The organism is Cytobacillus sp. Hm23 (assembly GCF_051842895.1).
In the GTDB taxonomy this organism is placed as follows: domain Bacteria; phylum Bacillota; class Bacilli; order Bacillales; family SM2101; genus Nanhaiella.
On the sequence record NZ_JBPXRQ010000007.1, the window covers coordinates 43,070 to 56,593 of the forward strand.

At 36.7% G+C, this 13,524-nt stretch carries 11 protein-coding genes; all 11 read right to left on the minus strand.

The window, feature by feature from the left end; all coding sequences use genetic code 11:
• Positions 1 to 56: 56 nt before the first annotated feature.
• Positions 57 to 923 (minus strand): 2-oxoacid:ferredoxin oxidoreductase subunit beta, encoded by an 867-nt coding sequence (locus ACSVDA_RS05635; RefSeq protein ID WP_320208764.1) that lies wholly within the window; start codon positions 921 to 923, stop codon positions 57 to 59.
• Positions 924 to 2,663 (minus strand): 2-oxoacid:acceptor oxidoreductase subunit alpha, encoded by a 1,740-nt coding sequence (locus tag ACSVDA_RS05640; protein WP_485881555.1) that lies wholly within the window; start codon positions 2,661 to 2,663, stop codon positions 924 to 926. It abuts the gene before it with no gap.
• A 385-nt stretch (positions 2,664 to 3,048) separates the two neighbouring features.
• A complete protein-coding gene (locus ACSVDA_RS05645) occupies positions 3,049 to 3,972 on the minus strand; it encodes a dipeptidase (protein ID WP_485881557.1) in 924 nt (307 codons plus the stop codon).
• Positions 3,973 to 4,258: 286 nt separating this feature from the next.
• Positions 4,259 to 4,519: a stage V sporulation protein SpoVS gene (gene spoVS / locus ACSVDA_RS05650; RefSeq protein ID WP_119116493.1), complete on the minus strand. Its 261-nt coding sequence runs from the start codon at positions 4,517 to 4,519 to the stop codon at positions 4,259 to 4,261.
• Between the two features lie 500 nt (positions 4,520 to 5,019).
• Entirely contained in the window at positions 5,020 to 5,814 is a 795-nt protein-coding gene (locus tag ACSVDA_RS05655) for a TIGR00282 family metallophosphoesterase (protein ID WP_485881559.1), read from the minus strand.
• A gap of 79 nt (positions 5,815 to 5,893) precedes the next feature.
• Positions 5,894 to 7,465, minus strand: a complete 1,572-nt coding sequence (gene rny, locus ACSVDA_RS05660) for a ribonuclease Y (RefSeq protein WP_413785498.1) — start codon at positions 7,463 to 7,465, stop codon at positions 5,894 to 5,896.
• Between the two features lie 761 nt (positions 7,466 to 8,226).
• Entirely contained in the window at positions 8,227 to 9,267 is a 1,041-nt protein-coding gene (gene recA / locus ACSVDA_RS05665) for a recombinase RecA (protein ID WP_485881561.1), read from the minus strand.
• A gap of 310 nt (positions 9,268 to 9,577) precedes the next feature.
• Complete coding sequence (locus ACSVDA_RS05670) at positions 9,578 to 10,816, minus strand: competence/damage-inducible protein A (protein ID WP_485881562.1); 1,239 nt, start codon at positions 10,814 to 10,816, stop codon at positions 9,578 to 9,580.
• 147 nt (positions 10,817 to 10,963) lie between these two features.
• The gene (gene pgsA, locus ACSVDA_RS05675; RefSeq protein WP_485881564.1) at positions 10,964 to 11,542 is read right to left on the minus strand and encodes a CDP-diacylglycerol--glycerol-3-phosphate 3-phosphatidyltransferase; all 579 of its coding nucleotides are present in this window, start codon (positions 11,540 to 11,542) and stop codon (positions 10,964 to 10,966) included.
• 79 nt (positions 11,543 to 11,621) lie between these two features.
• Positions 11,622 to 12,515 carry a helix-turn-helix domain-containing protein gene (locus tag ACSVDA_RS05680; RefSeq protein ID WP_485881566.1) on the minus strand — a complete coding sequence of 298 codons (894 nt, stop codon included), beginning with the start codon at positions 12,513 to 12,515 and terminating at the stop codon, positions 11,622 to 11,624.
• A gap of 20 nt (positions 12,516 to 12,535) precedes the next feature.
• Complete coding sequence (locus ACSVDA_RS05685; protein ID WP_485881568.1) at positions 12,536 to 13,327, minus strand: DUF3388 domain-containing protein; 792 nt, start codon at positions 13,325 to 13,327, stop codon at positions 12,536 to 12,538.
• Positions 13,328 to 13,524: the final 197 nt, after the last annotated feature.

Consider the following 13,524-nt stretch of genomic DNA (forward strand, 5'->3'; position numbering starts at 1 on the left):
GGTAGAGAAAAAGCAACAAAACCGCTAGTGTTTTGTTGCTTTTCTTTATGGTCAAATTACATAAATTCTGCTACGAGTTCATCGAATTTATCTTTGCTAATACTTAAATCAGCATTTGTTAACGGATCTTCACTATAGCCATAAACCAACTCTTGGTAAGATGGTTGCTCGTTGTTTTGATAGATTAATCCAGTTACTAAACCGTTATGCTCCATCAATGTTTGCATCGCTGTCATACGATTGTTAGGATCATATTCTTCAATCGTTTTTAGACTTGTTAGATTTTCTTTAAACCAATCATACGTATTCGTTTTATTGTACGTAACACATGGGCTAAATACATTAATTAACGAGAATCCTTTATGATTAATTCCAGCTTCAATTAATGAAGTTAACTCTTTCAAATCGGTAGAAAAACTTTGTGCAACAAATGTAGCTCCTGCTGTTAATGCCATCTCCATTACCGATAAGGAAGATTCAATAGAACCTTTTGGTGTACTTTTTGTTTTAAACCCTACTTCACTACGTGGTGAAGTTTGACCTTTTGTTAAACCATAAATTTGATTATCCATGACAATGTATGTTACATCGATATTTCTACGAATCGCATGTACTGTATGCCCCATACCAATGGCAAAGCCATCTCCATCTCCACCTGAAGCGATGACAGTTAAATCACGGTTAGCCATCTTCACACCTTGAGCTATAGGTAAAGAACGACCGTGGATACCGTGGAACCCGTATGAATTAATATATCCTGATATGCGCCCTGAACATCCAATACCTGATACTACTGCTAATTCCTCAGGTTGTAAGCCAACATTCGCAGCTGCTCTTTGAATGGCAGCTTGAACTGAGAAATCTCCGCACCCAGGACACCAATTTGGTTTGACATTATTTCGAAAATCTTTAAACGTCGCCATTTAGAACATCTCCTTGCATTTTGTGTGTATTTCATGTGGCAGGAATGGATTTCCATCATATTTTAAGACAGATGTTATTTTTTCTCCGAATCCTACGTTCATTTTCATAATACTTGCAAGTTGACCAGTAGCGTTATTTTCAACGACAACGACCTTTTTCGCCTTTTGAATAAGCGGTTGAATCTCATCAGTTGGGAATGGATGCACTAAACGAACGTGCGCATGATTCACCTTGATACCGTCTTCTTCTAAACGTGTCATGGCTTCTTCAATCGCTCCACGTGTGGAATTAAAACCAACGATTAGTAAGTCCGCATCTTCATGTTGACAGTTTTTGTAGACAGGTGTATCAAATTTCATCTGATCAAGTTTACGGAATCTTTTATCCATTTGTAATTGACGATTTTCTGCATCTTCAGATGGTTTTCCAGTTTCAGCATGTTCAACACCCGTTACATGATGTATACCATGTTTTGTTCCTGGTACTACACGTGGTGAAATACCATCTTCAGTTACTTCATAACGCTTAAAGTAAGCTTTATTTTCTAATTCAGGTAATTCTTCATTAAGTTGAAGTTTACCACGACGAATTTCAATTTTATCATAATCAAGTGGCTCAACTGTTTGTTTTCCAAGAGACAGTTGCAGATCCGTTAAAAGAATGACTGGACATTGATACTCTTCTGCTAAGTTAAATGCTTCTATAGAATCGTAGAATGCTTCCTGTACTGTACTTGGGGCCATAACGATTTTTGGAATTTCACCATGTGTTCCATAAATCATAGCCATTAAATCTGACTGTTCTTGTTTAGTTGGTAATCCAGTACTTGGTCCTCCACGCTGTGTATCAACAATCACAAGTGGCGTTTCTGTAATACCAGATAGTCCAATTGCCTCCATCATTAACGATAGACCAGGTCCAGCTGACGCAGTTAGAGTTCTTACTCCCGCATAATTAGCACCAATTGCCATTGTACAAGCAGCAATTTCGTCTTCAGTTTGTATAACTGTTCCACCAAATTTAGGTAGCGTTTTAATTAAATACTCCATTATTTCAGAAGCTGGTGTAATAGGATATGCAGGCATAAATCTAGCCCCTCCAGCTAATGCACCTAATGCAATCGCATCGTTACCTATCATAAACAGACGTTTTTTACCATCTGCTTTTTCAATTTTCATCTCTTTATTACTGTTACTGAGCTGTTGCTTCATAAAATCAGCACCAGCTTGAATTGCTTCCATGTTTTTATCAACAATTTGTTGACCTTTTCGGCCAAATTTTTCGTCAATTACTTCAAAGAACACCTTCGTGTCAATGTCAAGTAGCTCACTAGAAGCACCTACAGCAACCATATTTTTCATTAACGAAGTGCCTAAATCAGTTGCAATCTCCGTGAATGGAACCGCATACAATGCTACTTTCGAATCATCTGGAATGGTCGGGTTAAACTTTGCATCTGCAATGACAATCCCACCATCACGTAACTCACTAAAGTTAACATCAATTGTTTCTTGGTCAAATGCTACTAGTATATCTAAATCATCAGAAATAGCACGAACCTGAGTTGTACTAACGCGAATTTTGTTATTCGTATGACCACCTTTAATACGTGAGGAAAAATGGCGATACCCATATAAATAATACCCTAATCGGTTTAACGCTACTGAGAAAATTTCTCCTGTACTTTCTATACCTTCCCCTTGTTGTCCGCCAACTTTCCATGAAAGTTGATTGATCATGTCTTACACCCCTTTGGAATACGTTCAATATTATATATTTAACAGCATTTGTTTGAGAATGTTCAAAAAGTTTCAGTCATACAATGGTTTGATATTCTCCTCATACCCGCTCATTTTGTATTTACACATTTAAAGCGCATACAAGTAAATTATTGGTACCTTCATCATTTTCTTTCCCTTTTGAACATGTACAATTTGTTATAGCACGTTCCAACCAAGACACTTACATGGTGATCTAAAATGTTTTTGATGAATAACAATTATGAAATGTTTGGATGTACTAAACGCTTACAATTCTAGACCTATAATCAAAAAATTGCAAGTGTTTCAACATAAAATTTGTCGATTATATGAATAATTTTTTTGTTTTCGAAAAAATCATTTATTATTCAGGTAAATGTTCTACAAAATTCTGATATAAAAAACTTCTTACTAACTCATCGCTATAATATTTATGTAATTCTTCAATTAAATGCATATAGCACTTAAAGTTCCCCATACCTCTTACTGTTGTAGAAATCCCATCGAAATCAGAACCAAACCCTATGTTTTTAGCCCCTCCTAAGGAACATAAATGTTCTATATGTAACAATATATCTGTTATGCCTGCATGACCGTGTACGGATAAAAACTGTGGAACGAAGGTAACACCTATCATGCCACCTTTCTCGATCATTGCTGTAATTTGATTGTTATGTAAATTGCGCGGATGGTCACAAAGCTTATAACAATTCGAATGTGATGCAATTGGATAGTCCGCTAATGCCATTACGTCCCAAAATCCTTGCTCTGATAAATGAGAGACATCTGTCCATACCTTTTGGTCATTTAATGTTCGAACAGCCTCTTTTCCAAATGATGAGAGCCCAGCTCCTCGCTCTTCTAAAATACCGTCAGCTACAGTATTGCCATAATTCCATGTCAAACCAACAGAAGATACACCTAGCTGGAGTAGAGTTTTTAACCTAGTAATACTCCACCCTATACAATCGCATCCTTCAAGCGTTAACATAGCACCAATTTCATTACTATTTAAGGTGTTAATATCTTTTTTTGTTTTAACTAGTTTAATATGATCATATTTACCGATGATTCGATTATAAAATATATCTATCATTTCTAATGCGACGTCAAATTTATCTATATTACTGACAGATTCAGGAATGTAAATCGCAAAGCATTGTATTTTACTTCTTGTCGCAACCATTTGCTCGTAAGTTATATGTAATGACTTATCATTTTCGAATGAAATAGATGGATTGAGCCACATCTTTAATAAAACATCGCAATGTGCATCAAAAATGTTCATTCTTAATACTCCTCTCTTATCAAAAGAGTTTTCTCGACATTATCGGCGGTATTCGTACGATCATCTTACATGTATATAAACTAATCCCACGTGGCATCTTTTCTTATTTGCGTATATCGCATCAACTGACGATGGGGACTCATATGTCCACCTTTACGATCGTATCACCTGTACAATAAAAAGCAGCGTGGCTAACTGTATTTTCTTCATAGTATAAAAACAACCTGTTTGCAGTATTCGCAAACAGGTTTATGCTAACTTCTAGAGTAAAATTCTAACAATGAACCTAGCGAGGTTCAATAATCAATTTGATTGCCGTCCGTTCTTCTCCATCAATTTGGATGTCCGTAAACGCTGGGATACAAATGAGATCAACACCACTTGGAGCTACAAAACCTCTTGCTATCGCTACCGCTTTCACTGCTTGGTTTAATGCACCTGCCCCAATCGCTTGAATTTCTGCTGCCCCTCTTTCTCGTAGTACTCCTGCAAGTGCACCAGCTACAGAATTAGGGTTAGACTTTGCTGAAACCTTTAATATTTCCATTCCTAGTTCCTCCTTGTTTTTTACTGTGAATGATAAGTGTTCAGTAGAACATTTTGTATATATATAAGCCCATTGATACTATATTCAGTAGTCACATATAGTATTCCTGCAAGTTTTGAATCTTTTATCAAAAAATTCACAAAAATCTTAATTTCTGGAGAAACAAGGTTTGGAAAATAGTTTTTTATTACCTCTCAATGACTAGCAAAAAACTCTGGATATATCCCTTTATTAATATACGGTTTAAGAAATAAACACAGTTCAATTTCAGTTTTTTATGTAAGAACGCAACAATCACATATTACCTATTTGAAAAATCAACAAAATTGACGAAAGGCTGATTTCGCTTTGATTGTTGATTTTCGTTCTAAGATATAAGTACGAATACATCTTGCCTTCATTTTCTTCTCCAACAACTGTTCAAATCACATATACACATCAGAGTTTATACAATTAATGAAAACAGACAAAGTTAACGAAAAGAGCCTTACGAAAAAAATTTAATCAAAGTAGGGATGATCATCGTTAATAATAATGCGGTTAATCCCTTTAGCTCTACCAGTTTTGTTGTCAATATCAATGACTACAGCATTAAGTTGAGCTCTTCCATCGGTTACTTCAAACCGAACAGGGAGATTAGTCAAAAAACGCTTCAAAACTGCTTCTCTGTCAACACCTAATATTCCATCATATGGACCTGTCATACCTACGTCAGTTATATATGCAGAACCTTGAGGTAGAATGCGATGATCAGCCGTTTGCACATGTGTATGCGTTCCTACAACAGCAGATACCCTTCCATCTAAATACCAACCCATTGCTTGTTTTTCACTCGTGGCTTCCGCGTGAAAATCTACAAAAATGATTTTGGTTCGCTTTCTTGCTTCTTCAATTAATTCATCTGCTTTTGTAAATGGGCAGTCATTTGGATTTAAAAATGTCCTTCCTTGTAAATTAATAATGGCAACCTCACGACCTTCACAAGGGATATAAACGATGCCTTTACCTGGTACACCTTCTGGAAAGTTTGCAGGGCGTATCATGTATTTCGCAGAGTCAATAAACTCAAATATATCTCTATTATCCCACGTATGATTACCAAGTGTAACCGCTTGTGCTCCAGCCTTAATAAAACCATGGTATATTTTTTCAGTTATCCCTTTACCCCCTGCTGCATTTTCACCATTAATAATAGTAACTGAAGGAAGGTATTTCTTTTTTAATTTAGGAACATATTCATTAACCATATCTCTTCCTGGTGAGCCAACTACATCTCCAATAAATAATATTTTCATTTTTTCGACCCCTTTATATATTTGTACAATTTATTATCAGTTTTGCCAAAACAAAAAAAATAAAGTGGTAAAAACCACTTTATTTTGCATATTCGACAGCTCGTGTTTCCCGAATCACTGTCACTTTTATGTGACCTGGGTAATCGAGCTCATCTTCGATTTTCTTTCTAATCTCACGAGCTAATCGATGAGCTTCCAGATCATCAATCGAATCTGGTTTAACCATAATTCGAACTTCACGCCCCGCCTGAATTGCAAATGATTTCTCAACACCATCAAATGATTCAGAAATCTCTTCAAGCTTTTCGAGACGTCTTATATAGTTTTCAAGTGTTTCACTTCTTGCTCCAGGTCTTGCTGCAGATAATGCATCGGCAGCAGCTACTAATACTGCAATAATAGAAGTAGGCTCTGTATCACCATGGTGTGAAGCTATACTATTAATAACAATTGGATGCTCTTTGTATTTCATAGCTAGTTCTACACCAATTTCAACATGACTACCTTCCACCTCATGATCTATAGCCTTACCAATATCATGAAGTAAGCCTGCTCGACGAGCTAGTAACTCATCCTCACCTAACTCAGCTGCCAACAATCCTGACAAGTATGCGACTTCCATTGAATGCTTCAACACGTTTTGCCCATAACTCGTTCGGTACTTAAGTCGACCTAATATTTTGATTAAATCTGGATGGAGCCCATGTACACCTACTTCAAATGTCGTTTGTTCACCAATTTCGCGAATATATTCATCCACTTCTCTTCTCGATTTTTCAACCATTTCTTCAATACGAGCAGGATGAATACGTCCATCTTGAACAAGCTTATCTAAAGCAATGCGAGCCGTTTCACGTCGAATCGGATCGAAGCCAGATAAAATCACTGCTTCAGGTGTATCATCGATGATCAAATCAATACCTGTTAACGTTTCTAGAGTTCGAATATTTCTACCTTCCCGACCAATGATACGTCCTTTCATTTCATCATTAGGCAGATTTACGACAGAAACTGTAGATTCCGCTACATGATCAGCCGCACAACGTTGAATGGCTAATGATAAAATGTTTTTTGCCTTTTTATCAGCTTCTTCTTTAGCGCGACTTTCTGCTTCTTTGATCGTAATCGCAACATCGTGTGCAAGCTCTTTTTCAACATTGCTAAGAATGATTTGTTTCGCTTCCTCACGTGTCAAACTAGAAATACGTTCAAGCTCTGTACGTTGTTTGTTAAACATCATTTCCACTTTGCTTTCCATCTCTTCAATATGCTGTTGTCTTTGACCTAGAGAATCCTCCTTTTTTTCTAACACACTCTCTCGCTTAGATAAAGATTCATCCTTACGATCAAGATTCTCTTCCTTATGCATTAACCGATTTTCTTGTTTTTTTAGTTCGCTTCTTCGATCACGAATTTCTTTTTCTGCTTCTGTTCGAAGTTTGTGGATTTCATCCTTTGCCTCAAGAAGCGCTTCTTTTTTAAGCGCGTCAGCCTCTCGATTTGCATCGTTAATAATTTGTTCAGCAGCGCTTTTTGCGCTTGTGATTTTCGCCTCATTAGATTTACGAACAAGTGAGATATAAAGAACAACAACTGCACCGACTATGGCAAGCAAAATGGCGATGATTATAATGGGATTGAGATTGTCCATCATTTCACCTCCTCTTGCTATATACTTGTTTCTTGCTAGATTCAAACTGTCGGCATGTAATTTTTCCCTTAATAAATTCCAACATGCACAATGGCTTTTCAAGTTCCAATACTAGAGGCTGTTATAAGCCTGGAAAAAGACTGTGAATTTACTCAATATCGTTGGTAATTTATTGTTAAATACCTACACAAGTAATTTCATCGTGTGCTTCATAAGTACGAGGCAACTATTTCATTGCACTTGCACCTGACACCAACCGATTGCTCCTTCTTCCTATCTGTCCTCCAATTTTGTTTGAAAAAATTCTTAATAGTAACAATTGTAATATTAACAAACATGTATAATATACATACTAATTGTAAAGGTGGGTAATTTTATTGTCAAGGCCTGCCACTGCCATCTTTCCTTAATATTGGAAGAGAGTGCACAAACCTTGACTTGAACAGCGACAGACTTTCTTCAAACCTTGGTCCTACCACCTTATAAACTGGTAGATGGTTTACCATACTATGTCCTGTTGTTGTAAGCTATTGAATAGAACTAATGATAAATGAAGGCTCTTTTCGTAAACTTTGTTGCATTTTTTCACTTACATTTAAATAACTGATGTGTTTTATATGACGTCCATAACCTTTGAGAAGAAAAGATGCCCCGAGCGATAGCTATATTTGTGTTTAGCTCTTTTTTTATTAATACGAAAACAGCTTAAATGAAAAAGAAGGATACTACATGAAGTATCCTTCTTTTACAGCTTATGTTGTTTACTCTTTGAATTCGAGTTCACTTTGAGAATCGTCGCCCACCGGCTCTGTTGTATTGTTAAGGCCGTAGTGTTCTCGAATTTGTTCGTGTATTTGTTTTGATATGTCCGCATTCTCCATTAAGAATTGTTTAGCGTTTTCTCGCCCTTGCCCTAGACGTTCACCTTCAAACGAGTACCAAGACCCGCTCTTCTGGACAATATCGAGCTCAGAGCCCATATCAAGAATTTCTCCCTCTTTGGAGATTCCTTCACCGTACATAATATCAACCTCGGCTATTTTAAACGGAGGTGCCACTTTATTCTTTACTACTTTTAATTTCGTTTTATTACCTACAATATCATTTCCTTGCTTCAATTGTTCAGCTCGACGAACCTCTAAACGTACTGAAGAATAAAACTTTAACGCACGACCACCAGGTGTAGTTTCCGGATTCCCAAACATAACACCAACCTTCTCACGAATTTGGTTAATGAAAATAGCAATCGTTTTAGATTTATTTATTGCTCCTGAAAGCTTACGTAAGGCTTGAGACATAAGACGTGCTTGTAAGCCAACATGAGCGTCTCCCATCTCCCCTTCAATTTCAGCCTTTGGAACGAGCGCTGCAACTGAATCGATGACTAAAATATCAACAGCACCACTTCTTACAAGTGCTTCAGCAATCTCTAACGCCTGTTCACCTGTATCAGGTTGAGATAGCAATAGTTCATCTATGTTAACACCTAGCTTTTGTGCATAAATAGGGTCTAACGCATGCTCAGCATCGATAAATGCAGCTTGACCGCCTTGTTCTTGCACTTCAGCAATCGCATGAAGAGCAACTGTTGTTTTACCAGAGCTTTCAGGTCCGTATATTTCAATGATACGGCCACGTGGATAACCACCTGCTCCAAGCGCAACATCCAATGCTAATGAACCACTAGGAACGGTAGAGATTTGACGTTCCGACTGTTCACCTAACTTCATTATTGATCCTTTACCAAATTGTTTTTCTATTTGCTTTAACGCCATATCTAATGCAGCTTGACGATCACTCACATTTATTCCTCCTCATCTCCATTACTACTTATACTATACCTTGTTTTTGGACATTTGCCAAGCAAAAAACGAACATCTATTCGTTTTTATTCAAAAATGAATTCAATCAGGCAAACTAGAACATTGTTGGGTAAAGTAGATTAGGGGTCTAAAACTTAGGCTCTTTTCGTATGCTTTGCTGCTATGGTTCCTTAACTAGCATACATAGATATCGTTTTACTAAACAGTCATCTCTTAGAAAGGATGCCCATCGTACTAATTATATTCGTGTAATTCAAAGAAACTACAAAAGTTGGCAGCCCATGGCTTATTATATTTTCAATTGTTTGAGTAAATAATAGTATCCATATTTAATAGCTCTTTCTCTAATCATTTGTCTAGAACCAGCCAATTTCAATGAATAGACTTCTGTAGGTTGATCATTAATCGAAAGCCCAATAAAGACCGTTCCTACATCTTTACCTTCCATGCTTTGTGGCCCAGCAACTCCAGTAAAGCTAATTCCACAGTCAGAGTTACATGATTTCCTCACATGCTCAGCCATTTGTTGTGCACACTTTTTACTGACGGCGCCTTCCTGTACAAGTGTCGCTCGGTTAACATTGAGTAATGTTTCCTTCATATCATTCGTATAAGCTACAATTCCACCTTTAGCTACAGATGAAGAACCAGGAACAGCTATTAACTCACTCATAAACATGCCTCCAGTTAAACTTTCAGCGCTCGCTATCGTCATTTTTTTTTCTTGTAAAACAGCTACCGCATGTTCTAATAGTGAGGTGTTTTCATAACCATAAAAATATTGACCAACACGACTTAGTATTTCTTGCTCTGTATCATTAAGAAGCTCATTAGCTATGTCTACTGAGGAATGTTTAGCTGTCAATCGAAGTTTTACTTCAAAGTCAGATGCTAACGGAGCAATCGTTGGATTCTCTTGCTTATCAATCAAATCTTCAATCTCAGTTTCCAACTTTGACTCACCAATTCCAAAGAATCTTAATACGCGAGATATGATTCTCTCACGAACACCTAAGAGGTTATTGAGATATTCTGTCCCGTATTTCAAAAACATTGGTTGCATTTCCTTTGGAGGGCCTGGCAATAGCATATATGTAACTTGATCCTTCGTTATAGCCATTCCTGGTGCCATCCCATGGTCATTAAGCAATACCGTTGCATCTTCTAGAATAACAGCCTGTTTTTTGTTATTGTCTGTCATTTTACGATTTACTTTTTCATAGTACGATTCAATTCTTTTAAGTGATTGTTCATGTGTGACTAGCTGTTGCTTTAGCATAGATGCCATCGTTTCCTTAGTTAGATCGTCTTTTGTTGGGCCTAACCCTCCAGTGAAGATAATCAATTTTGATCGCTGTTTTGCTGTTTCAACGACCCTTTTTAACCGATCTTGATTATCACCAACTACAGTATGAAAATAAACATTAATTCCTAGCTCTGCTAATTGTTTCGATAGGAATTGTGCATTTGTATTCGCAATTTGTCCTAATAATAACTCTGATCCAACTGCTATAATCTCAGCGTTCATGTCATCCCCCCCCCCGTAAAAATAGTATGTGTTATAGCAGGTTGAAGACTGCTACATTATGTTCCTTTAACTTTATGAGGATGAGAAGAAAACCCGTCTCATCCTCATAAAATTTACTACTTCGGTGCATCATCTCAATATTCTGGTTTACTTTGAGTTAGCAAATACATGTTTATTTTTCGCAAAATAGTCCCACCCAGACCAAATTGTGAAAAATACCGCAATCCATAGTGCTATATCAGCAAATGGAATCGACCATGCTTCAAAAGGAATATTATGTAATAGCAATGCAGAAACGGCTACAATTTGCGTCCATGTTTTAATCTTGCCAAGCATGTTTGCAGCAACAACTTCACCACCACCTGCTAGAACAAGTCGTAAACCTGTTACGGCAAATTCTCTACTTATAATGACTATGACCATCCATGCAGGTGCCAATTCAAACTGAACGAGTGTTATAAGCGCCGCTGACACTAATAGCTTATCAGCTAGAGGGTCTAAAAATTTTCCTAAGTTGGTGACGAGATTATATTTCCTTGCATAATATCCGTCAATCCAATCAGTCGTGGATGCAATAATAAAAATGATAGCACCAATGAAATGAGTAACAGGTATCTCTCCTCCGCCTATTTGTAATTGTCCCCAGGATAGCGGTGCAAGCATAATCACCAAAAACACTGGAATTAACAAAATACGTGAAACGGTAATCTTATTTGGTATATTCACAAATTCTTCCTCCTTCAAAACTTACATGTACAATAATATATCAGAATAAGTCAAAAAAGCCATCAAAATGATGACTTTATTAATTATTGAAGAGGATTTCCATAGTTTGGGTTGTTCCTCCCTCATTTGGAAACTCTACCAGTTCTCCATTTATATATATTTCTGTTACTGGTGTATAGCCTGACTTTAGTGATATCTTATTTTCTTTGCTCATATCGAAGGACAATGGTTGGTCATCCTCATTTAAGAAGTCATAATAAAACTGTTCACCTTGGTCATTTCTAAGAGTAATCCAAGTATTTCCAGTTGATTTTATCTCTAAATTAAATTCTTCTGTATTAGATAACTTCATGGAAGAATTAGCGCCTTGCACACTTACTAATTCTAGCACCTGTTCTACAGCTTGCTCAGGCTCGTCCACTTCTTCATCCTGTACATCAGTTTCTTGATCAGCGTCTTCTGCTGCAGGCTCGCTGCCCACCTCTTCAACTGGATCATTTTCTTCTGAATTATCTTCAAGGACAATTTCACGATCTTCTCCACTTTCCTGCGCTGGAGTACCATCTGTATTACCTAAAAAATTCAGCGCGATGAAGTAGATCCCTATAAGAAGGCCGAAAACAAATACTCCTGTTAATACTTTTGGTAGCATATCTGCCACTTTTGAAGTTGTTGTTGGTGAAATCTGTTTACGACTCTGTACTCTCGACAGCTGACCAGGTAAATCTGAATTAGATGAGCTAGGGAGTTCATTTTCATATTGTTCAAAAATAAGATCAGCATCTAACTCAACTGCTTCACAATACGATTTGATAAAGGCACGCACGTAAAATTGTCCAGGCATTCGATCATAATTACCGTCTTCAATTCCGATTAGATAACGTTTTTGTATCTTCGTTAACTTTTGTAAATCGTCTATGCTAATATTTTTTTCTTCTCTTGCTTCTTTTAATCTTTTACCTAGTTCTGTCAATGAAAACACCTTCCAATTTGCTAAAAATCAAATGTAGATAAGCTAGATTCTTGTAACATTTGTGGTTGTTCAACGATATCGTACGTTATTTCCTCTTCAGGATTATTCCGTAGTTCAATAATATAATCGAAATCGTCCATCGTATATTCAGTATTTCGAACAAATATATCCGGATGCTCAACTACCTTGACAGCTGGAAGCCTCATAATCTCCCGAACTAGCTGCCAATGGCGTTCTGAAGCTCTTTTCGTTGACACAATACCGTCAATAATAAATAGATTATTTTCGTTATATTCGTCCTCAATTAGCTGACTTCTGACCGTTTGCTTAAGCAATGTTGAAGATACAAATAACCATCGCTTATTTGCACATACGCTCGCAGCTACGACTGATTCAGTTTTACCAACTCTTGGCATACCACGTATACCGATTAATTTATGACCTTCTTGTTTATATAATTCTGCCATAAAATCAACTAATACGCCGAGCTCATCTCTGACAAATCGAAATGTTTTTTTATCGTCCTCATCCCTTTGAATATAACGTCCATGTCTAACAGCTAAACGATCTCGTAGCTTCGGTTCACGTATTTTTGTCACTGTTATATTATCCATAGTTTGTAAAATTGATGCAAGACGTTCTATTTGTTCATTCCGATCACATCTCAATAATAAGCCACGTCGATGGTCCTTAACACCATTGATTGTAACGATGTTAATAGATAACATCCCTAATAAAGAGGACACATCCCCGAGTAAGCCAGGTCTATTTTTATGAATTTCGTATTCTAAATACCATTCTTTTTTTTGCATGCAAATCCCCCTATGCAGCACTATAAAAAAATATTAAGTTACGTATCACACATAAGTCTATAAGACTATAATAAATGATTTATATGTAATATAAAAGGGGCATTCTTTACCCAATGATAATAAATTACTTTTTATACTAATTATTGTATCTTTCAGGCTCTTTTAGAAACTTTGTTACGGTTGATATCATATAAGAA